Source organism: Phytobacter sp. V69 (genome assembly GCF_965644215.1).
Lineage (GTDB): Bacteria > Pseudomonadota > Gammaproteobacteria > Enterobacterales > Enterobacteriaceae > Phytobacter.
Map to the genome: position 1 here is coordinate 1 of NZ_CBFFRL010000051.1, position 21018 is coordinate 21018.

Here is a 21018-nt window from a genome sequence, read left to right on the forward strand (position 1 = left end):
TATCGGTAGTTAACCCTTCCTCCTACACTCTCCACAATCATGTCCGAGCGTTGCACTTATTATCTGAATTCGCGGAGTAATTACGTCAGAAGCAGATTACGTTCTAACCGGAAAATGAATAACCACGTGCGGGAACACTGCTTCCCTTTACGTGGTTGTTATGAGGAGGTACAAATGAATCAGCCAGCCGGTATGGAATCGGCTTTTTTCAATTGTGCATTACGCAGGCGCAGGGTCGCGGGCAGAATACGTTGCTGGTCGGTAGGCTCATTGCCCTCAATCAACTGGGTGATAAGGTCAAAGCAGTCGTACGCCAGGCGCGGAATATTCTGCTCAACGGTATCGATACTCAGCGACAGCGAATCATAAAGGTAGTGGTCGTCGAAGCTCGCAATTTGAATATCGCTTTCCAGTAAGTGGTGCTGGCTCATGTAGCGTAGCACCCCTTCCAGCAGCCCACATGCCGCGGTAAACAGGGCTTTTGGCGGGCGTCCCAGCTTCGCGCAGAGGGCAGCAAACATTTCGTAGCCGCTGCTCGGATGATAATTGCCGTGGATAATCCACTCGGGGCGCAGCGTCACGCCTGCCCTTTCCAGACCTTGGGTGAAACCCGCCAGGCGATCTTTGGTAGGCGAGAGGCGCGGTTGGCCGCCTAAAAAGTAGATTTCGTCAGGATTGGCGCGCGCCAGGCGTTCAACCAGATCGGCAGTTGGGGCCACCGCGTCGGTGATGACCAGCGGCAACGGCGTGCTATTCATGTAGCGGTCGAACAGGACGACGGGCAATTGCTCACTGAGTTTCAGGTAATCGGCATCGTTGAGCATGCTGGAGGCGACAATTAGTCCATCCACCTGCCGGGAGACCAGATTGTTGACCACGACGGATTCCTGACTGGCATTTTCATCGGTGCAGGAGATCAGAAGCTGTAACCCTGCCTCACGGCACAGGTTTTCCAGCTCATGAGAAAAGGCGGCAAACCCGTGGTTGGTGATTTCAGGCACCACCAGTCCGAGCGTGTGGCTACGATCCTCGCGCAACAGCCGGGCATGGATACTCGGCTGATAGTGGTGCTGCTGAGCAAGCGAAAGCACACGCTGACGGGTTTCCTGCGCCACGCGTAACTCTTTACCTCGTCCATTGAGTACCAGGCTGGCGGTGGCTTTGGAGACGCCCGCCAGCGCGGCGATATCAGTGATGGTAACGCGTTTTGTTTTTCTCACGACAATGCATCGGTTAATGAAACAAGTCGTTATTCTACCATGCAAGGGCGTAACGACCAGTATTGCGCCCGCAGTTCTCCCCGTCCTGCAAAGGTTAATTGTGCAGGATGTGACGGGAAGTAGCGGCTGCTCATTACACCAGCACCGTCATTAATGAAGATCTCCACGCTGGAGTGGTCGCACAGAATCTGCAATTTATTCGCCTCCCCTAACCAGTAGCGCGAAAGCCACTCGCCGTTTTCCAGGCTTCGACGGTCGAGACGCAGCTGGTTTTTCTGCCAGTGCAACATCAACGTATCGCCAAAATTGAGTATCAGTTCGCCTTCACTCTCGATCACCAGTTCCAGAAGCTGTGCGTCAATCACTGGCGCGTTATCCCCACGACCTGCGAAATGGTGTGCCTCTTCGCGCAGCGCCTGTAGCTCCCGCACCGGCTGTTGATACAGCTTACCGTTGCGTGAAGACAGCTCGCGTACGCAGGTCATTTGATGGATCCAGCCCTGCGCCACCGTGGGCTGGCGCATCTCTTCACCATCCGGCACGCCCATCCAACCCACCAGCAGGCGGCGACCGTCGGCGCTTTGGGTGGTTTGCGGGGCGTAAAACTCAAAGCCGGCGTCAAGTTCGTGCAACGCGCCGTGCTCGAACGTCGCCTGTTCCGGAGAGAAGGTTCCCCTCAGATACGCGCTCGGATGAGTATTAAGGAAACGGTGTTCCTCGCGGGCAACCCCTTGCGGGCAGCAAATCAGGAAGGTATCCGCCCCGATAGTGAACAAATCCGGGCACTCCCACATATACCCCGCCTCGCCTAAGCCGCCGAGACCGCTACCGGCCAGTTCGCCAAGGAACTGCCAGTGGTGCAAATCGTCGGAGCGCAACAGCAGTACTTTGCCGCGAAGCGCCAGATCCTGCGCGCCCAGCACCATGTACCACTGGTTTTCGTGCTGCCAGACTTTCGGATCTCTGACATGCCCGGTATAGCCTTCCGGCAGCGCTATCACCGGCCCGAGTTTGTCGAAGCCGCCTTCGGCGTTTTGCACCGCCAGGCACTGCCATGCCGTGCGCCCGCCGTCGGCGAATTTGACGTTGCCGGTATAGCACAGCGTCAGTTCGCCCTGATTGTCGACCGCGCTGCCGGAATAACAGCCGCTGCGGTCATAGTCATCAACGGGCATCAGGGCTAACGGCTCGTGCTGCCAGTGCAGCAAATCAGCCGAGCTCCAGTGGCCCCAGCATTTGTGAATATGCTGGCAGCCGAGCGGGTTCCATTGATAGAACAGATGAAACCGTCCCTGGAAATGGATAAAACCGTTTGGGTCATTCAACAGCCCCGTCACCGGGGCCAGATGCCAGGCCGGATAGTGACTGTCGCGCAGCGCTTTCGGTTGGCCTTTGAGTACAGACAGTAAAATCTCCGGCAACAGGGTTGAAGAAGTCATTATTCTGAGTCCGTTTTGTATTTAAGCAGGTAAGAGATAACAAAGGCGACGCTGAACGCAATCACCATCCCGATAGCATAATTCAGCAGCGAACTGGCCTGCACAATGGCCATGCCCGGAATACCGGTCAGGCCAACGGCGGTCATGTAGACGTGGACGGAAACGACCCATGCCCCACCCACTGCACCGCCAATCAGCGCGGCAATAAAGGGTTTCACAAAACGCAGGTTGATACCAAAAATCGCCGCTTCTGTAATGCCGAGCACGGCAGAAAATGCCGACGGCAGCGTGATGGCTTTGATTTTCGCATCTTTGGTTTTGAACCACACCGCCAGACAGGCACCACCCTGAGCAACGTTTGCCATCGCCCAGATGGGCAGCAGGAAGTTTACGCCAATCGACGGATTGCCCAGTAACCCGGCTTCGATGGCATGGAAGCTGTGGTGCACCCCGGTGATAACAATCACCGAGTAAAGCCCGCCGAACAGCAGCCCCGCCAGCCAGCCCGCATGGGTGATAAGCGTACTCAGTACAAAGGAGATACCGTCACCCAATGCACGACCCGCCGGGCCGATAACAAGCAGCGCCACAAAACCGGTAATGATCACGGTTAAAAACGGCGTCAGGATCAGGTCCAGCGCGTCCGGAATCATTCTGCGCAGCTGTTTTTCGACAATACTCATAAACCAGACGGCAAGCAGCACCGGGAAGACCGTGCCCTGGTAGCCGATCATCGCCACTTCAATACCAAAAAAGTTCATGGTATGGAACCCGGCGGCCACGCCCCAGGCGTTGGTCAGCGCCGGGTGGGTCAGAATGCCGCCCAGCGTCGCGCCCAGGTAAGGGTTACCGCCAAATTCCCGTGCCGCAGTGAAGCCAATCAGGATCGGCAGGATAATGAACGCCGCCGAACTGAACATATCCAGCATGATGTAAAGCGCATTGTCCGGGTTCACCCAGCCGTAGGTTTTCACCATCCCCAGCAGCCCCATCAACAAACCCGAGGCCACAATCGCCGGGATGATCGGGACGAAAATGTTCGACAGCAAACGAGCCACGCGCTGGAACGGGTTCAGCTTACGCGCAGCAATGGCAGCGGCTTCGGACTTACTCGTTTCGCCAATCCCTGCCTCTTTGATAAACGCGGCATACACTTTGTTCACCACGCCGGTGCCGAAAATCACCTGTAGCTGCCCGGCGTTACGGAAACAGCCTTTCACGCCGTCAATTTTACCGATCGCGGTGGTGTCCGCTTTGGCGTCTTCCGCCAGCACCAGTCGCAGACGCGTGGCGCAATGCGCTGCACTGACGATATTGTCCTTGCCGCCCAGCAGCGGTAATAGCGACCGGGAAATCTGTTCGAAGTCCATATAAGCCTCTGTTTTATTGCAATTTATAATAATTAGCGCGTAAAAAGCCCCTTAGAGGGGCTGGATTATCAGAACCAGGTTTCCATCTGCACGCCGAAGGTCCATTGGCCGCCAGATTTAAAGCCACTGCTGCCCAGGGCATCATCGCTGGCATAGTGGTCCAGCTTATGATCCCAGTCCATCCAGGAGGCGAAAAGACGCAGTTCAGGGCGTTTTAGGAACTCGCCAACGTCACCCGCTTTTAACGTCGGTGCGACGGTGAGTTTGTAGAAGCTGCCGTTAACCGCATTGCGGCTGTTGTAGCCCTCTGGTTTGAGATCCATGTACTGATAGCTGCCTTCGTACTGCATCTCGAAATTCTGCGTCAGCTCCTGAATCAGGCGCATGTTGAAGGTCGCCCACTCGTAGCTGTCGCCTTTGACATAACGGTCTTTGCTGCTTTGCGCCAGTACCGCTGGCGCAATGTGCCAGCCACCGCCCAGCGGCGTCATGCCGTAGGTCGCCAGACGCCAGGTATCGGCCTGCGGTAACAGCGCACCGTCAGCCCCCACCGTTTTTACCTCCGCACCCAGGCCATGACCGTACAGCAGCGCCGTTTTCGACATCCCGTCACGCAGGCCATAGAAGCTGTCGTTGTGCAGCCCTAACAGGGCATGAACACCGGTGTTCGCCGCATCGCTTTTCACTTTGTTGCCATCAATGTCGAGGCGATCGTCGTTATCTTTCGCCCGCATGCCGCTGACCATCGCCTGCACCGGACCGAAATAGTTGTTCAGCGTCAGAATGTAGTTCTGGGCGTTGTTTTCGCTGTTCTCGATATCACCGAAGGTGCGACCGTAGAGAGAGAAGTTACTGCGCGCGTTATCACTCCACTTCATGTCATAGATACCGGCCCCGGTCCCGGCGAGGAAAATCACGTCCGAGTCGATCCAGTGGATATCGAAGTTATCGCGGTCGAAGCGTTTACCGGCCCAGACGGTGGAGTCTTTAAACGCCCCGGTGAACGTCGGCAGATGCCCCAGTTCGGTAAAGGCCTGGCGCAGGTTGAGGTCACTGCTGGATGCTGTCCAGTCGTTATAGCTGCGCTGCCCATCGGCCAGCATCACTTTGAAACGGGTGGTGGCACCGTTGGCAAGGGTCTGTTTGTGTTCAAGATTAAGCTCGACGTAGGTATCCGGCTCGTTGCCCAGACGCCCTACGTGCCCACCGGTTTCACCCGCCGGCGTCATGCCCGGTCCGCCCTGGGTTTTGGCCACAGAGTCGTTCATCAGCAGGCCCGAGCGGGCATAGCCGTGAAATTCAAACCCGCCGTCCTGGGAAGATTTCTGCTCCAACTGTGTGGTGCGCTGGGCGACCTCGGCGGTGGTGGTTTGCGTTTTCTGCTGCTCGGTCGCCAGGTTTTTAGCCTGCAACTCCGCGGCCTCGGCTCTTTTTTCGGCGTTGGACGCCCGTTGTTCTGCGGCCTGCAGGCGTTGCTCCAGCGCGGCAAGGCGCGCCTCGATGCTGCTCGACCCCGTGTCTGCCGCGAGTGCGGAACCGGATCCTATTAACAAACTCAGCGTGATAGCGAGCGTGCTTTTTTTCATTGTTTTTGCGTCCCTATGAAAGAGGTAAAAGTGCTGAACATTTTGCTAAACCGGTTTAGTTGCGAATCATAATCAAGGTTAATTTCAACGCGCAAACAAATTTGCTAAACCGGTTTAGTGAATGTGAGGAGGGTCGCAAATCGGGATGGAAATCAGCCCTGCGGAGTCATCAGCGCCTCAAGCCGGGGTAACGCGGTCATGGCCCCTTTCGCCGTGGTCGCCAGAGCACCGCAGCGCTGCGCGCTCTCAAGGTATAACGCCAGTTCCGGCTCACTTTGGGGTAAGCCCGCCTGTGCCAGTCGCCACAGCAGCCCGGCCACGAAGGCATCTCCGGCGCCGGTGGTATCCACGCTTATCACGGGCATACAGGGGTAATGGAAAATGTCCCCCTGGAACAGGGCCAGCACACCCGCCTTCCCCTGCGTGACCAGCAACAGCTTGATAGCAAAACGTTTTACCAGGATTCTCATGCCGGTGCGTAAGTCAGTGGACGCGGTGATAAAGGCCAGCTCCTCTTCTGAAAGCTTCACCACATCGGCCAGATCAAAGGCGAACGCCAGACAGCGGTGCAACACCTGCGGGTCCAACCAGAGGTCGGCGCGAATATTGGGGTCGAAACTGACGAACCCGCCCGCTTCACGCATGCGCTGCATAGCGAGTAATGCCGTGGAGCGCGAAGGTTCTGCCGACAGCGCAATGGAACAGCTATGTAGCCACTCTCCCTGTTGAAAGGTCGGCAAATCATCGGCCTGTAAAAAGAGATCGGCGCTCGGTCGCACCATAAACGTGAACGAACGCTCGCCTTCATCGTCCAGCGCTACCACCACCGTGGAGGTGCGCTGCGCCGGATCAAAGGTCATACATTCGGTATCCACCTGCTCCTCACAGAGCGTGGCGTGCATAAATTTGCCAAACGGATCCTGGCCCACCCGGCCGATAAAACCGCTTTTCCCACCCAGCCGCGCAACGCCGACGGCCACATTCGCGGGGGCCCCTCCCGCGCACTGCATTAATCGTCCGTTCCCCTCAGGTAACAGGTCCACAACGGCATCACCCAGACACCAGACTTGAGCTGACATGGTTTTCTCCCAACAAAATGTATTGCTAAAATCTAATTAAACCGGTTTAGCAAATCAATCTATTCTGTGATACCAGGAAAACGACCAGCCCCACATTTCCCCTATCAGCGCTGGTGAATGTGCGCCCGTTGGATTGGCTTTTCGGGCGGTTTAGCCTTTGGCTAAGACAAATTCATCAATTCCAGTGCCTCACGAAAACACATCCTGATATTCTCTTTCTTCAGCACAACCCTCACTTTTGCCACAATAAACGGCTAAACATCAGGAGTGAACATGAGCCAACCGCTACACGCCGAGCCGCTGGTCTGGGGCCACGGACCACGCACTTTCGAAGTATTTCTGGAACCCACCTGCCCGTTCTCCGTACGCGCGTTTAACAAGCTGGATGCACTGCTTAAAGACGTGGGCGAAGACAAGGTGACGGTGAAAATTCGCCTGCAGTCGCAGCCCTGGCATATGTTCTCCGGCGTCATCGTACGCTGCATTCTGGCGGCTTCCACGCTGCCGAATGGCCGCGATGCCGCGCATAGAGTGATGCAGGCCGTGGCCGATCATCGCGAAGAGTTTGAATTTACCGACCACTGCAGTGGCCCGAATATGGACGCCACGCCGCAGCAGATTATTGAACGCATTGAGAACTACAGCGGCGTGAAACTGGGTGAGGCTTTTGCGCGCCCGGAACTGCAGGCCGAAATCAAATGGCACTGCAAATACGCTCGCCAGAACGGTATCCATGTTTCCCCGACCTTTATGGTCAACGGTCTGGTACAGGCGGATCTGGGCAGCGGTGATGACATCAGCGCCTGGGCCGCGCGCATTCTGGCCTGATAAGACAATGGGGGGAAACACGCCCCCATTCGACGGCTGCTACACTGCTTCAACACCTTAACGAAAAGGCAGGTCAACATGTCAGAAAACAACTATCAGCCACCCAAAGTCTGGACGTGGGATAAAGCCAGCGGTGGCGCATTCGCCAATATCAACCGCCCTGTTTCCGGCGCGACCCATGACAAAGAATTACCCGTTGGTAAGCACCCGCTACAGCTTTATTCGCTGGGCACACCGAACGGCCAGAAAGTGACGATCATGCTGGAAGAGCTGCTGGCGAAAGGGGTTAAAGAGGCGGAATACGACGCCTGGCTGATTCGCATCGGTGAAGGCGACCAGTTCTCCAGCGGTTTTGTTGACGTGAACCCGAACTCCAAAATCCCGGCGCTGCGCGACCACTCCACCACGCCGCCGACCCGCGTGTTTGAATCCGGCGCGATTCTGCTTTATCTGGCAGAAAAATTTGGTCTCTTCCTGCCCAACGATCTCGCCGGGCGCACTGAGACGCTGAACTGGCTGTTCTGGCTGCAAGGCTCTGCGCCGTTCCTCGGCGGTGGCTTTGGTCACTTCTATAACTATGCGCCGGTGAAAATCGAGTACGCAATCAACCGCTTTACCATGGAAGCGAAACGCCAGCTGGACGTGCTGGATAAGCAGCTGGCTGCGCATAAATTTGTTGCGGGTGATGAATACACCATTGCCGATATGGCGATTTGGCCGTGGTATGGCAACGTGGTGCTGGGCAACGTCTACAACGCCGACGAGTTCCTTGAAGCCAGTGGCTACAAGAATGTCCTGCGCTGGGCCAAAGAGGTTGCCGAGCGTCCAGCCGTGAAACGCGGGCGCATGGTTAACCGGACCTTTGGCGAGCCGGGCGAACAGCTGCATGAACGCCACGATGCCAGCGACTTCGAGACCCACACCGAAGACAAACGCAACGGCTAACCCCCTCTTCCCGGGCGGCACTCGCCCGGGAATTCCCTACTCCGCTCGTGCCTTAAACTGTTTTTATCACATCGTATTTACATCCCCTGAGATAACCAGTAAGAATGCATTTTATTTATCCATAATCACGCCAAATGTCTGAAAATGCGCTAAAACAGCAGATCCAGAATCTGAAAAAGCATAACGCCCGTCTGGTGCGGCTTGCGCGTGATGCCCGTAATAAGCTCAGCGCGGCGCTGGATGGCACGGGGCTGTGTTTATGGCAGCTTGATGTGCCAAGCGGGAAGCTGATTATCTACAACCGCCGCTGGGGGTCGATGCTCGGCTACCAGCCAAAGGAGCTCAGCGCCCAGTTCGATGTCTGGAAAGATCACCTGCACGAGGATGACCGTCAGCGCGTTCTGGACGCGTTTTACGATCACCTGCACGGCAAAACCCCGTTCTACGAAGCGCTGCACCGAATGCAGCACAAAAACGGCACCATCACCTGGGTGCTGGACCGCGGACGCGTCACCGACTGGGATAGCGACGGTAAGCCGCTAAAGGTTACCGGTACGCATATCGACATGACCAAAGAGAAGCAGTACGAAGAGCAGCTCGCGGCGCTGGCGAACCACGACCCGCTGACCGGGCTGGCGAACCGTCACGCATTGATTAACCATTTCGATACGCTCAAGGCGGCAGGCCCGCTGTGTGTGGCGTTTATCGATCTGGACGATTTTAAAGTCGTCAACGATACCTTTGGTCACCGTAGCGGTGATGAATTGTTGATACAGTTGAGCCTGCGCCTGCGTGAGGCCTGTCCGGAAGGGTCGGTGGTGGGGCGTCTCGGGGGCGATGAGTTTGTTCTGCTGCTGCCGTTTGCGCTCAACAGTTTGCTCATCAACAGCACCGCGCATAATTGCCTGCGTGCCGCGCTCACCCCGTTCGAACTGGACAATGGCGATGCGCAGGTGGGAGCGTCTATCGGCATTGATGAAGTGCAGCGTGACGACGATTTTGTTAACGCGCTACGGCGCGCGGACCAGTCGATGTACCAGATTAAACATACCGGTAAAAATGGCGCGGCCATTGGTCACACGCTGTTGTCCCTCTCGTACCGGCAGGCGGAGCCAACATGAAAATGACACGCCAGGACTCGCTAATTCAGCTACTGGCAGAACATGAGACATTGACCACCGACGCGCTCGCCGGCCAGCTTGGTGTGAGCAAAGAGACCATTCGTCGGGACTTGAAATTCCTGCAGACCCAGGGAAAGATTGTCCGTCGCCACGGCCGGGCGCGCTTACTGCACACCCCGCAGCAGAATGATGGCGAGCCGTTTTACGCCCGGCGCAAAAGCCACTATGCGGACAAAGCCGATATCGCCCGCCACGCCCTGAACTGGATTGAGCAAGGAATGACGCTGGCGCTGGATGCCAGCTCAACCTGTTTTCACCTGGCGCGCCAGCTACCGGATATCCCCCTGACGGTCTTCACCAACAGCCTGCCCGTTTGCCAGGAGATGGCGCGCCGCCAGCATATCAACCTGATTTGTTCCGGCGGACGGCTGGAGCGGCAGAATCGCTGCTACGTGAACCCGGCGCTGGTCACGATGCTGAAATCGCTCGAGGTCGACCTGTTTATTTTTTCCTGCGAAGGGGTAGATGCCAGCGGGGAGATGTGGGATTCAACGAAATATAATGCCACCTACAAAGCGCACCTTCTGCGCCGGACGAGCCAGTCTTTGCTGCTGATTGATAAGAGTAAATTTTACCGGGCCAGCGAAGCGAAAATCGGTAATCTGGCGCTGGTCACCCAGATGATTACCGATGCCAAACCCGGTACGCTTCATCTTTGAGGTTCGGTGAAATCCATATCCAGCTCGCGCAGGGCTTCGAGTGTGGCGAGGGCTTCGTCCTCGTCTATGACGCTCATCGCAAAACCCACATGCACCAGCACCCACTGACCAAGCAGCCCCGCGGGTTCACCTTCACACACCAACATAATGTTCACCTCGCGGCGAACGCAGCAAACATCGACCTGCGCCAGATGATGGACGCTTTCACCGACGCTCACCACCTGGCCGGGCACACCAATACACATAGCTACTCCTGATCGACTTCGATACTTTTGATTTGCATGCCGCTGTCGTTTTCCCGCTGTAATCCGGGACTCTGGCAATGCGGACAAACCTCTTCCCCGCTCACCTCAACGCTGGCGTTGCAGTTCCAGCACCAGGCGAGCGAAGGACGCTGGGAAAGGTGCAACTGACACCCTTCAGCCACCGTTCCCCGACAGGTTATCTCAAAGCCAAAACGCAGGGCGCTCTCCTCGACGCAGGCAAACGCTCCCAGTTCCAGCCAGACGCCCGTCACCCGCTTTGCCCCATGCTGCTGAGCCTGCTGTTCAAGGATCTCAACCAGGTTCTGGCACAGGGAAAGCTCATGCATACTCGCCCCCTTTCAGGCCCGCAAACAGGGCACGGCGGCTGATCTGCGGGTCACGCACCGGCAGGGAAAGCACCATCCGCAGGCAGTCCTGGGCCAGCGCTTTGCCTTGATCGAGCGTGAGTTCGTGCGCCAGCGGCGACATCAACGAACAGGCACAATACTGCGAAATCCCGTCCAGCTCCCCCACGGTAAACATCATCTCGCCAAAGGGAAGTTGCAGGCCGAGCTTTTCCCCCACTTTACGCGGCGGCCAGGACTGCTCCGGGCCGGGAAAGATAGCCAGACTCAGCATCCAGGGCGTCAATATGCTGCCGATCCACTGCCCTTCAAACAGCGTAAAGCCGGGAACAAAAACCGGCATTGTCGGATGTAAAAAGGGCAAATCCAGCATCTCTTCTGCGGCAATACGTTCGAACGCGGCCTGCACCACGCCGTGCGGGGAAGCCGCAAAACCGGGGAAATCATGCATGCGCTGTCTCCCGTAGTGTTGGCGTGACACCAGACTCCACTAAGGCCGCCAGCACCGACTGCAGCGCGGGTTCCAGGCTTGCCTCGACGGTTGACGTAAGCCCGATATGCGGCTCCAGCGAGTGGGGGATGACCCCCACCAGCGTGATCTTGTCGGGGAATTCGCCGGTAAAGCGCAGGGCGGAAAGGACATCGGAAAGCCCCAACTGGTGGGGCGAGATTTTATTGTTGAACAGTACTGGCACTTCGTCATCGCGCAGAATGAGCAGCGCACCCGGCTCGCTTTTACGTGACACGATCGCATCAACGATAATCAGGTGAGTGCGGTTCGCCATAGCTTCGAGCAGTTCCATCCCGGCGGTGCCGCCATCCAGCACGTCCACACCATCCGGCAACGCATAACGCTGCTCCAGCGCCTCGATAACGCGCACACCAATGCCTTCGTCGCTCAATAAAATGTTGCCGACACCCAGTACCAAAATGCTCATCACAACACCTTCACCGAGACAACGTCGTTACCGTCCGCGTCGACCACGTGCACCGCGCAGGCCATGCAAGGGTCAAACGAGTGGATGGTACGCACCACTTCCAGCGGTTTATTCGCATCCGCAATCGGGGTGCCAATCAGCGACTGTTCATACGGTCCGATATCACCATTGGCGTTACGCGGACCGGCATTCCAGGTCGAAGGAACGACCGCCTGATAATTGCTGATTTTCCCGTCTTTAATCACCATCCAGTGCGACAACATACCGCGCGGCGCTTCCAGGAAACCAACCCCTTTGAACTCGCCCGTCGCCGGGATATCCGGCTTCACGTAGGTCACGTGGTCGCCTTTGCCGATGTTGGCGATCAGCGCGTTGTACTGGTGTTGCAGGATATGCTGTAGTTCGCAGGCGTGAACGGTGCGCCCAATCACGCGCCCCAGGGTGGAGTGCAGTTGCTCGACGCCAATCGTTTTACCGGTCAGTTTCTGGTAAATGACGATGATATCGTTGAGTTTTTCCCAGGTGGATTCCCGCTTCGCGGCCAGCTTATTGAGCATGTTTGCCAGCGGGCCGACTTCCACGGTTTTGCCATAGAAGGTCGGTGATTTCACCCAGCTGTATTTGCCCTCGTCCTGCCAGCCTGTGTAGGCAGGGATCGTTGTCCCTTCCCACGGTGCCTGCGGCTCTTCGTCTTTATACCAGGCGTGTTTTGCGCTCTCCTGAATGCCCTTGAGCAGGTATTCGTCGCTGTGCGACGTGATTTCACGGCGGGTGGAGAGGTCACCGTTGGCGATGTAGCCACCGGGGAAAAGGAAGCTGCCGTTCTGCGCGTCCGTTGGGAACTCCGGTGCGCTCAGGTAGTTGACCGCACCTTTGCCCATCGTCAGCCATTCCGGATAGAACGCCGCGATCACCGCCGTATCGACCTTGTAGACCTGCTCAACAAAGTCCTGCAGGCGGTCGATAAAGGTTTTGATGTACATCAGGCGCTCAAGGTTGAGCACACCCAGGCCATCCAGGTTAATCGGGTTGGCCACGCCGCCCACCGCCAGATTCTGGATATGCGGCGTTTTGCCACCGAGCAGTGCCACCACACGGTTGGCATCGCGCTGGCACTCCAGCGCCTGCAGATAGTGCGCCACCGCAATCAGGTTAATCTCCGGCGGCAGTTTCATTGCCGGGTGCCCCCAATAACCATTGGCGAAAATGCCTAACTGCCCGCTGGCCACCAGCGTTTTAATTTTCTGCTGCACTTTGGTGAGCTCTTCGGCGCTGTTAAGCGACCAGCTCGAAATCCCTTTTAGCAAAGCCGAAGCCTTTTCAGGGTCAGCCTGCAGCGCCGAGGTGATATCCACCCAGTCGAGTGCAGAAAGCTGATAGAAATGAACGATATGGTCGTGTGTCGTGTGCGCTGCCAGAATGATGTTGCGGATGTACTGCGCGTTCAGCGGCACATTGATTTTCAACGCGCTTTCCGCCGCGCGTACCGAGGAAATCGCATGGGTGGTGGTGCAAACGCCGCAAATGCGCTGCACGATCATCCACGCATCGCGCGGATCCCGTCCTTTCACAATCTCTTCCATTCCGCGCCACATGGTTCCCGATGCCCAGGCCCGGGAAACCACGCCGTTTTCAATTTCGCAATCAATGCGTAAATGACCCTCAATACGGGTCACCGGATCGATAGTGATACGTTGACTCATGTTTTACTCGCCTCATGGCTTTCTGGTTGTTTTAACGGGGGAATTATGGGTAACAGGCGGATAAGTAAGATGTACGCACAAATCTCCGTTGCCACAAAACCAATGGAAATGATCAGCTCTTCAGCCGTTGGGAAGTAGTGGTAGCCATCGCCGGGATTGAACGCCAGCAGAGAGTAGGACAACCGCCACAGCGCGCAGCCCAGCAGCATACTCACGGCACCGATAAACAAAAACCGGGCGTCGTTGCGCAGACGTCGCACGCGAAACGCCACCAGCGGGAAAACCATCAGCAGTGTTTCGGCCCAGAACGTCAGGCTGTAACGGTCACCGGCAAACGCGTACGGCAGTTTGTTACGCCAGATAAGCTCACCAAAACGCGCCACCAGGAACAGCGCCAGCAATACGCTCAACGTGGTGGTGAGTTTGCTGAACAGATGCCGTTCATCCGGTCCGTTCCCTTTTAGCCCCGCCTGCAGCAAAGAGCCTTCAAAAATGAGGATTGAGAAGCCCATAATAAACGCCGTCAGCAGCGAAAAAAGCGGCAGCATTTCATAGCTTTGCCACAGCGGATGCACCTTGTGCCCGGCGGCAATCATCAGCGATCCCATCGACGACTGGTGCATGGTCGGCAGCAATGCCCCCAGCGCGATGATGAAAAACATCGCCTTGTTCAGCCGTTTTAGCGACACCTTCCAGCCCAGACGCTCCAGTAACGCGGGGGCAAATTCCAGCGCCATCACGCCGATGTAAATAGTCATACATACGGCCGTCTCGAACAGCACCGAGTTGACGTTAAAATGGCCCGGAATGTAGAAATACGGCAGGTTCCAGTAGCGCCCAACGTCGACGGTAATGGATAAGCCACCCAGCGAATAACCGAACAGGCTGGCCAGCAGCGCAGGGCGCACCAGCGGATGGTATTCGCCGCGATTAAAGGCGTAGACCATCCAGGCGAGCGCCCAGCCGCCACAGGCAAACCCGGTGCCGATTAACAGGTCGAAGGCGATCCAGATCCCCCACGGGTAGCCGCCGTTCAGATCGGAAACGGATCCCAGACCGAAAACCAGGCGCTTGAGAATAAACAGCCCGCACAGGACGATCAGCGGCCCAAACATGTAGATCGGTTTACTGAGTAATTTTCCGCCCAGCGGCTTTGGATCATGATGCATCGCCATCCCCTCCCTTATGGTCATCGCTTCGGGTATGGCGATACACCAGCGTGGTCAAGCCCGCGAGGACGGCCAGCGGCAACATCATCCCCTTATAAACCGTGTGCTGAATGTTTTCTGAACGCGCGCCGGTCGAGACATCATCCAGCTCCGGCAGGCCCAGACAGGTATAAGGCACGCCCGTCAGTACCATCACCTGCGTGCCGCCCCCTTCATGTTCGCCATAAAGATGCGGATGATATTTCGGTACTTCGCGAACGTTAGGATCGTTGGCGTCCAGCTTCTGACGCGGGTAGCGGTATTCACTGCCCGGTTGCAGCGTCAGGCGTTTTTGCGCCTCGGCCAGCAACGCTTCACGCGTACCGAAAATCACCGCGCCGGTTGGGCAGACTTCAACGCATCCCGGCAGACCGCCTTTGTTTAGGCGCTCCACGCCCGCCTGATTGCACAGCTCGCATTTATGCAGCGCGCCGAAGGGATTGTTGTAATCGTATTTCGGCACGTTGTAGGGACAGGCAACCATGCAGTAGCGACAGCCTGTACAGACGCTGGCGTCGTAATGCACGATGCCGGTTTTGGCATCTTTTTTCAGGGCCGAAACCGGGCAGACAGAAACGCAGTTGGGATCAACGCAGTGCATGCACTGTTTTTTGATGTAGGCGTAACCGTCCGTCGGCTGGTCTTTATGTTGCGCCGTACCGCTGCGCCAAACCTGAATGATGTTGTTGGTATAGGGCGTCAGCTTGGCATTATTGGACCAGGTCTGTTCGCCCTGCGGGTTACGCACCGAAAAGTTGATGTCCTGGCAGCGGGTGACGCACGCCTGGCAACCGACGCACAGGGTAGAGTCGTACAGCATCCCCCATGCGCCAGGTATTGCCGGGCGGTTATGCACGGCGGCAGAAACGGGTAATGTTCCCCCCGCCAGCAGCACCCCGCCGGAGGCCACCTTAAGAAAGTTACGTCTGTTCACGGTCACTCTCCCTGTGAGTCAGCGTTGTTTTTCTTCTGCTGGCGGCCCAGCTCGCGCACCGTCATCGCCCCGACGCCTGCCAGTAATCCCACCACGCCGCCAAGCAAACCGACAGCAGAAGCTGACATCACGCCGCCCTCTTTACTGTTCACCTGCGGCTTATCAACGCGAGGAGTGGTGTTTTCAACATGCGCCAGTTGGTGAATGCCTTTATGGAAGCCAACCCCTTCTTCATTACAGCCATAGCAGGGGTGACCAATAGACACCGGCCAGACTCCGCCCACATCGCAGAATTGCAGCGTCGAACAGTTGCCCCAGGTCTCCGGGCCTTTACAGCCCAAATGGTAGAGGCACCAGCCTTCACGGTGCCCGTCATCGCCGAACTCTTTGGCGAATCGTCCTGCGTCGAAATGCGGGCGTCGCTCGCAGTGTTCGTGAATAAGGCGACCATAGGCAAAGAGCGGACGGTTTTTACCGTCGAGCTTCGGCGGCTTACCAAAGGTGATGATGTGCGCCACGGTTGCCAGGAAGTTATGTGGGTTTGGCGGGCAGCCCGGGATATTAATCACCGTTTTACCCGGCAACACTTCTTGCAGGCCGACGGCACCGGTAGGGTTGACCCCGGCTGCGGCAACACCGCCCCATGCCGAACAGGAGCCAATCGCGATAATCGCCGCGGCATTTTCCGCCGCTTTACGGATATGGTCGATAATCGGCTCGCCCGCCACCATGCAATAAATGCCGTTGTCTTTCAGCGGAATAGAACCATCCACCACCAGGACATACTGACCTTTATAGGCTTCCAGCGCGTGGTGTTTGTTCTCTTCAACCTGATGACCAAACGCCGCGCTGAGCACTTCGTGGTACTCCAGCGAGATGGTTTCCAGTACCAGGTTTTCCACGGTAGGGTGAGTTGCGCGTAACAGTGATTCAGTACATCCGGTACACTCCTGCGCCCCAATCCAGACCACGGGCGGGCGCTTGCTCTGGGTAACGGCCTGCGCCATCTCTGCGGCAGCATTACTGCTGAGTCCCATCGTGGCCGCCAGTGCGGTACAAAGCTTCATAAAGTCGCGACGATTAATGCCGCAGGAGGTAAAAGAAGTCAGTTGAGGAATTTCGTCAGCCATGCATTGTCATTCCATTGCCAAAAAATTAACCCTTCTTTTACACGAGTTTTAGACAATAGTTGTGCGTGTGCGATCAAGTAATCACACAAAAAATGTGGCTATCTATAAAAAAAATTCAATATCGGAGCAACAGGTCACATTGAATCCAGAACAGCAATAAAAAAAAGCCGCATCCTGAGATACGGCTTCTTCGAAGAGGTGAAAAAAGCTGAAAGCATTCGGCAATGGGCTTTAGCGTTCGACCCGATAACCCGCCATAAAAAAACGAATTACCGCGCTGGAATGGCTCTCACGAAAGAAGTCCATGACCATATCTTTATCCAGCCCATAACGGCGCGTCAGCACGCCCGCTTCCCAGGCACTTAGCTGCCTGTCACCGGTTTTTTCGAACATGCGGTGCGAAAAACCGAGTACAAAACCACGTTTATAGTCAGAACAAAAATGCGCGACGTTCCCGGCTTCGTCTGCCTGGGTCGCCTTAAGTCCTGCCATCAAACCTTTGCCAAAATGGTTTTCCATTCTTCCTGCCCTCAATCACTATATAAAAAATTATATAGCGATATTTTGAGCAGTGATAGTCTTATTTAAAAGGCAACCCATTCATCCGTCGATGCGGCGGTTTTCTTAGCGGTACCGCCCAGTGCAGGCGTTTTCAGCGGCGCAGGCGCAGCGGTTTTTAGCTGCTCATTTTCAGACAGACGGAACTGCTGTACAGAACGCTGCAGCTCTTCTGTTTGACGTTTGAGCGCGGCCGCAGCAGCAGAAACTTCTTCTACCAGCGAGGCGTTCTGCTGGGTAACGCTATCCATCTGGGTGATGGCAACGCCCACCTGCGAAATGCCTTTGCTCTGTTCAGCAGAAGCGGAAGCAATCTGCTTCATGATGGTAGTGACTTCGGTAACCGCACGCAGAATGCCTTCCATCGTCGTGCCGGTGTCGTTGACCAGTTTAGCCCCTTTCTCCACACGGGTAACGGAGTCGGCAATCAGCGATTCAATCTCTTTCGCCGCGCCCGCGCTTCGGCTGGCCAGGTTACGGACTTCACCCGCCACCACCGCAAAGCCACGCCCCTGCTCGCCGGCACGTGCCGCTTCAACGGCCGCGTTAAGTGCCAGGATGTTGGTCTGGAAAGCGATGCTGTTAATGACCGTGGTAATTTCAGCAATTTTCTTCGAGCTTTGCGAGATGCCATCCATCGTCGTGATGACTTCCTCTACCAGCGCCCCACCTTTGCTCGCCGTTGACGAGGCGACATCGGCCAGTTCACTGGCCTGGCTGGCGTTTTCAGCGTTCAGCTTAACGGTTGCCGTCAGTTGTTCCATGCTGGCCGCCGTCTGTTCCAGCGCAGCCGCCTGCTCTTCGGTGCGGGAAGAGAGGTCATTGTTGCCGCTGGAAATCTCAGTCGCACCGCGCCAGATATTCTCACTGCCGCTACGGATAGAGCTGACCGCATCACGCAGGCTGTCCTGAGTCGCACGCAGCAAGGGCACAACGCGCCCTACACAGTTGCGGCCAAAATCCTGGATGGGTTGGCTGAGGTCGCCCTGCGCCATTTTTGTGAAATGCTCACGAATGGCATCCAGCGGTCTCACCAGCATGGTGACCAGATAGCGGTCAGTAAACAGTAGAATTAGTAACCCCAGCACCATCGCGGCAATAATAATGGCGCGAGTAATGCGGGTCTGGCTGTCGACCATCACACGGGTTTCTTCCAGACGCTCGCTTGCTGCTTTATTGAAGCTGTCAGTGCTTGCGCCAAATGCCCGGCTCAGCGCCGGCGTCACGTTATTCGCCTGCTGGCGATAAGCTTCAACCGTTCCTTGCTGGGCGGCCTGCATTTGCGGGGTAATACCCTGGTCAAGCAACGCCTGCCAGGCACCGATCACCTGTTCTGGCACTTTCGGATCCATCGGTCCCGGAGAGATGGCTTTAAACTCGGTGAGTTTTTTCCCCATGCTGTCCAGCGCCTGCTGCACAGGGGCAAAATCGACGGAGCCGCCTGCGGTTTTGGTTTCCATTACGCGCCCAAGACGCGTCACAAAGCGGAAGTATTGGTCATTGCCCTGGCTAAGCAATGTCATTTGTGACACGAGCTGGCGATCTACTTCGTTGCCGTCGGCCACTTTTGAAAGAGAGAAAACACTATACAAACCGACGCCGGACCACAGCAGGCCCAAAATGCCCAGGATCACCAGCATGACGATTCGGATAGTAAAGTTTTGAAGCATACGCATATTTATTTCCTTGCAGTGAAGGTACATGCTCACCCGCGAGTGAGACTTAATTCCTTTATCGGCAAGATTTAGAGAATTTGTATGGTTCAACGTAAAAAAACTGATCACAAAATGCGCGATGATTTTCCATGAAAAATCGCAGTTTCCCTTCGGTAACGAATGATATTTTGTTAAAACAAGGTCTAATTTATCATTCACATTCAACAGTTAGTCACCTAATGAAACTACACGTAACTACCTTAAATCATGAGGGAAACTTATTAATCATTTATCATTACCATTTATAAAATAAAAACAAAACATTTTCAAAAAACTAAAAAAATAATATAAAAACAGATTTCTCAAAATATCCCACAAAAACAAACACCAGAGCATTAAATTAAACCCCACACAACAACCACACCTCTTGCAATTAAAAATACTCGCTACAACCCCCGACCCCATGGAATATAAAAAAAGTATTAACATTCTTTCTAAAATAATTATTAAGCACAGATAAACAGCGTTTTAACTCTCGTAAAAGGTTATTTTTGTTACCCGTAACCAAGAAGAATGTCAACATCCAACCAGACCATAGAAAAATAGCTAACAGACTGATTTTACGGGGATGAAAGACATGCTACAGCGTAATGGAGCCGATACAGGCGGGGTTTAAGTGAGATGTACGGAGTAAACAAAATGTTATTCCTGCCACATTCGACAAATATAATTTATCACCCACAACCCTCTCGCCTGCGACGATTCTGAGACGATTCAGTATAAGAATTTTCTCAGAAAATTTGCGCATCTTCAGGAAAATGCCCGGTGCATCGACGCCAGGCAGACTCTCGGGATGAAGCCGTTGCGCAAGTCTATTTCGCGTTACCGTTACGTCTTAAACGCAATATTGCCGGGAAGATCTTAGATCCTTCGCCGAAGTCCAGTTATGGCAATACATTTCACCGCCTGATAATTTCGAAGCAAAATCATCCCCCGACGCCACCGCCAGGGGAAAGGGGCTAGCGGAGATACTTTTCAAACCAGGCGAGGGTACGTTGCCAGGCCAGTTCAGCCGCGGCTTTGTCATAACGGGGAGTCGAATCGTTGTGAAAACCGTGGTTCACGCCTGGATACACCCATCCTTCGTAAACCTTGTTGTTTGCTTTCAGCGCTTCCTCATAAGCAGGCCAGCCGCCGATAATGGCTTTATCAAGTTCGGCATAATGCAGCAGTAACGGGGCTTTGATCCGCGCAACATCGCTGGCGGGAGGCTGGCGACCATAAAAGGGGACCGCACAGTCCAGTTCCGGATATGCCACCGCTGCCGCATTGGACACCCCACCACCGTAGCAAAAACCGGTGATGCCCGTTTGCCCGGTCGCCCCGGGGTACTTCTGCATAAACTCAATAGCCGCGAAAAAGTCGTTCATCAGCTTCGTCGGGTCGACCTTTTGCTGCAGCTCGCGCCCTTCGTCATCATTGCCCGGATAACCACCCACAGAACTCAAGCCGTCCGGGGCCAGTGCGATATAGCCCGCTTTTGCCACACGGCGGGCAACATCTTCGATATAGGGATTGAGCCCACGGTTTTCGTGTACCACCACCACCGCAGGCACTTTACCGCTCACTTTCGTCGGCTTCACCAGATAGCCACGCACCTCACCATGTCCGTTGGGCGACGGATACGTGATGTATTCCGGCAGGATATCCGGGTCGGTAAATTCAACCTGGGTCGCCATCGCGTAGTTGGGTTTGAGAAGGTTAAACAGCGCCAGCGCCGTCAGGCCACCGACCGCGTATTTACCGGCCAGATTGAGAAACTCGCGCTTGGAGATTTTTCCATGCGCGTAGTAGTCATAATAGTCGAGCAGTTCCTGGGGGAAGTCTTTCGCCGTCAAACGCGTCATCAGTTGTCTCCGTCATCGAAACTCTTTACTAAGCAAAGCATACCGCCCCGCTTTTGCCCAAAAATCAG

At 55.5% G+C, this 21018-nt stretch carries 20 protein-coding genes; 4 read left to right on the forward strand and 16 right to left on the reverse strand.

The features are described 5' to 3' along the window. Nucleotides 1–179 precede the first annotated feature (179 nt). The 5 genes from ACSZPU_RS09445 to cscK all read right to left on the reverse strand — a co-directional run bounded on the left by ACSZPU_RS09445 (nt 180) and on the right by cscK (nt 6694). Nucleotides 180–1220, reverse strand: coding sequence for a substrate-binding domain-containing protein (locus ACSZPU_RS09445; protein ID WP_498997906.1), 1041 nt, complete (start codon nt 1218–1220; stop codon nt 180–182). A 29-nt stretch (nt 1221–1249) separates the two neighbouring features. After that, nucleotides 1250–2659: a sucrose-6-phosphate hydrolase gene (locus tag ACSZPU_RS09450; RefSeq protein ID WP_498997908.1), complete on the reverse strand. Its 1410-nt coding sequence runs from the start codon at nt 2657–2659 to the stop codon at nt 1250–1252. Further along, nucleotides 2659–4029: a sucrose-specific PTS transporter subunit IIBC gene (locus ACSZPU_RS09455; RefSeq protein ID WP_498997910.1), complete on the reverse strand. Its 1371-nt coding sequence runs from the start codon at nt 4027–4029 to the stop codon at nt 2659–2661. Before ACSZPU_RS09455 ends, ACSZPU_RS09450 begins: the two co-directional genes overlap by 1 nt. Before the next feature lie 68 nt (nt 4030–4097). After that, nucleotides 4098–5615, reverse strand: a complete 1518-nt coding sequence (locus ACSZPU_RS09460) for a carbohydrate porin (protein WP_498997912.1) — start codon at nt 5613–5615, stop codon at nt 4098–4100. A gap of 152 nt (nt 5616–5767) precedes the next feature. Next, nucleotides 5768–6694, reverse strand: coding sequence for a fructokinase (gene cscK / locus ACSZPU_RS09465; protein ID WP_498997913.1), 927 nt, complete (start codon nt 6692–6694; stop codon nt 5768–5770). Between the two features lie 273 nt (nt 6695–6967). Between cscK and ACSZPU_RS09470 the strand changes: the two genes are divergently transcribed. The 4 genes from ACSZPU_RS09470 (at nt 6968) to fucR (ending at nt 10307) form a co-directional block, all read left to right on the forward strand. Then, nucleotides 6968–7522 carry a DsbA family protein gene (locus tag ACSZPU_RS09470; RefSeq protein WP_498997916.1) on the forward strand — a complete coding sequence of 185 codons (555 nt, stop codon included), beginning with the start codon at nt 6968–6970 and terminating at the stop codon, nt 7520–7522. A 78-nt stretch (nt 7523–7600) separates the two neighbouring features. Continuing rightward, nucleotides 7601–8467 (forward strand): glutathione-dependent disulfide-bond oxidoreductase, encoded by an 867-nt coding sequence (yghU, locus tag ACSZPU_RS09475; RefSeq protein ID WP_498997917.1) that lies wholly within the window; start codon nt 7601–7603, stop codon nt 8465–8467. 134 nt (nt 8468–8601) lie between these two features. After that, a complete protein-coding gene (locus tag ACSZPU_RS09480) occupies nt 8602–9588 on the forward strand; it encodes a diguanylate cyclase domain-containing protein (protein WP_498997918.1) in 987 nt (328 codons plus the stop codon). Continuing rightward, complete coding sequence (gene fucR, locus ACSZPU_RS09485) at nt 9585–10307, forward strand: L-fucose operon activator (RefSeq protein ID WP_498997919.1); 723 nt, start codon at nt 9585–9587, stop codon at nt 10305–10307. Before ACSZPU_RS09480 ends, fucR begins: the two co-directional genes overlap by 4 nt. On the opposite strand, the gene hybG is transcribed toward fucR, so the two are convergent. The 11 genes from hybG to yghX all read right to left on the reverse strand — a co-directional run bounded on the left by hybG (nt 10298) and on the right by yghX (nt 20950). Beyond that, nucleotides 10298–10552 (reverse strand): hydrogenase maturation factor HybG, encoded by a 255-nt coding sequence (gene hybG, locus ACSZPU_RS09490; RefSeq protein WP_498997922.1) that lies wholly within the window; start codon nt 10550–10552, stop codon nt 10298–10300. The two genes, fucR and hybG, sit on opposite strands and share 10 nt — an antisense overlap. Nucleotides 10553–10554: 2 nt before the next feature. After that, entirely contained in the window at nt 10555–10899 is a 345-nt protein-coding gene (hypA, locus tag ACSZPU_RS09495; RefSeq protein WP_498997925.1) for a hydrogenase maturation nickel metallochaperone HypA, read from the reverse strand. Further along, nucleotides 10892–11368: a hydrogenase-2 assembly chaperone gene (hybE, locus tag ACSZPU_RS09500; RefSeq protein ID WP_498997927.1), complete on the reverse strand. Its 477-nt coding sequence runs from the start codon at nt 11366–11368 to the stop codon at nt 10892–10894. Before hybE ends, hypA begins: the two co-directional genes overlap by 8 nt. After that, nucleotides 11361–11855, reverse strand: coding sequence for a HyaD/HybD family hydrogenase maturation endopeptidase (locus tag ACSZPU_RS09505; protein WP_498997929.1), 495 nt, complete (start codon nt 11853–11855; stop codon nt 11361–11363). The genes hybE and ACSZPU_RS09505 overlap by 8 nt, the downstream gene beginning before the upstream one ends. Further along, entirely contained in the window at nt 11855–13558 is a 1704-nt protein-coding gene (gene hybC / locus ACSZPU_RS09510; protein ID WP_498997932.1) for a hydrogenase 2 large subunit, read from the reverse strand. The genes ACSZPU_RS09505 and hybC overlap by 1 nt, the downstream gene beginning before the upstream one ends. Beyond that, nucleotides 13555–14727, reverse strand: coding sequence for a Ni/Fe-hydrogenase cytochrome b subunit (gene hybB / locus ACSZPU_RS09515; RefSeq protein WP_498997934.1), 1173 nt, complete (start codon nt 14725–14727; stop codon nt 13555–13557). The genes hybC and hybB overlap by 4 nt, the downstream gene beginning before the upstream one ends. Continuing rightward, on the reverse strand, nt 14717–15700 hold the full coding sequence (hybA, locus tag ACSZPU_RS09520) for a hydrogenase 2 operon protein HybA (protein ID WP_498997937.1): 984 nt from the start codon (nt 15698–15700) through the stop codon (nt 14717–14719). The genes hybB and hybA overlap by 11 nt, the downstream gene beginning before the upstream one ends. A 2-nt stretch (nt 15701–15702) precedes the next feature. Further along, a complete protein-coding gene (gene hybO, locus ACSZPU_RS09525) occupies nt 15703–16830 on the reverse strand; it encodes a hydrogenase 2 small subunit (protein WP_498997940.1) in 1128 nt (375 codons plus the stop codon). A 231-nt stretch (nt 16831–17061) separates the two neighbouring features. Beyond that, entirely contained in the window at nt 17062–17349 is a 288-nt protein-coding gene (locus tag ACSZPU_RS09530; protein ID WP_498997943.1) for a DUF2623 family protein, read from the reverse strand. Between the two features lie 65 nt (nt 17350–17414). After that, nucleotides 17415–19064 carry a methyl-accepting chemotaxis protein gene (locus ACSZPU_RS09535; protein ID WP_498997945.1) on the reverse strand — a complete coding sequence of 550 codons (1650 nt, stop codon included), beginning with the start codon at nt 19062–19064 and terminating at the stop codon, nt 17415–17417. A 998-nt stretch (nt 19065–20062) separates the two neighbouring features. Further along, entirely contained in the window at nt 20063–20950 is an 888-nt protein-coding gene (gene yghX, locus ACSZPU_RS09540) for a YghX family hydrolase (protein WP_498997947.1), read from the reverse strand. Between the last annotated feature and the right edge of the window lie 68 nt (nt 20951–21018).

Coding starts and splice junctions, on each gene's coding strand:
- ACSZPU_RS09450 (WP_498997908.1), bottom strand. CDS start 2,659: ATGACTTCTTCAACCCTGTTGCCGGAGATTTTACTGTCTGTACTCAAA.
- ACSZPU_RS09455 (WP_498997910.1), bottom strand. CDS start 4,029: ATGGACTTCGAACAGATTTCCCGGTCGCTATTACCGCTGCTGGGCGGC.
- ACSZPU_RS09460 (WP_498997912.1), bottom strand. CDS start 5,615: ATGAAAAAAAGCACGCTCGCTATCACGCTGAGTTTGTTAATAGGATCC.
- cscK (WP_498997913.1), bottom strand. CDS start 6,694: ATGTCAGCTCAAGTCTGGTGTCTGGGTGATGCCGTTGTGGACCTGTTA.
- ACSZPU_RS09470 (WP_498997916.1), top strand. CDS start 6,968: ATGAGCCAACCGCTACACGCCGAGCCGCTGGTCTGGGGCCACGGACCA.
- yghU (WP_498997917.1), top strand. CDS start 7,601: ATGTCAGAAAACAACTATCAGCCACCCAAAGTCTGGACGTGGGATAAA.
- ACSZPU_RS09480 (WP_498997918.1), top strand. CDS start 8,602: ATGTCTGAAAATGCGCTAAAACAGCAGATCCAGAATCTGAAAAAGCAT.
- fucR (WP_498997919.1), top strand. CDS start 9,585: ATGAAAATGACACGCCAGGACTCGCTAATTCAGCTACTGGCAGAACAT.
- hybG (WP_498997922.1), bottom strand. CDS start 10,552: ATGTGTATTGGTGTGCCCGGCCAGGTGGTGAGCGTCGGTGAAAGCGTC.
- hypA (WP_498997925.1), bottom strand. CDS start 10,899: ATGCATGAGCTTTCCCTGTGCCAGAACCTGGTTGAGATCCTTGAACAG.
- hybE (WP_498997927.1), bottom strand. CDS start 11,368: ATGCATGATTTCCCCGGTTTTGCGGCTTCCCCGCACGGCGTGGTGCAG.
- ACSZPU_RS09505 (WP_498997929.1), bottom strand. CDS start 11,855: ATGAGCATTTTGGTACTGGGTGTCGGCAACATTTTATTGAGCGACGAA.
- hybC (WP_498997932.1), bottom strand. CDS start 13,558: ATGAGTCAACGTATCACTATCGATCCGGTGACCCGTATTGAGGGTCAT.
- hybB (WP_498997934.1), bottom strand. CDS start 14,727: ATGCATCATGATCCAAAGCCGCTGGGCGGAAAATTACTCAGTAAACCG.
- hybO (WP_498997940.1), bottom strand. CDS start 16,830: ATGGCTGACGAAATTCCTCAACTGACTTCTTTTACCTCCTGCGGCATT.
- ACSZPU_RS09530 (WP_498997943.1), bottom strand. CDS start 17,349: ATGGAAAACCATTTTGGCAAAGGTTTGATGGCAGGACTTAAGGCGACC.
- ACSZPU_RS09535 (WP_498997945.1), bottom strand. CDS start 19,064: ATGCGTATGCTTCAAAACTTTACTATCCGAATCGTCATGCTGGTGATC.
- yghX (WP_498997947.1), bottom strand. CDS start 20,950: ATGACGCGTTTGACGGCGAAAGACTTCCCCCAGGAACTGCTCGACTAT.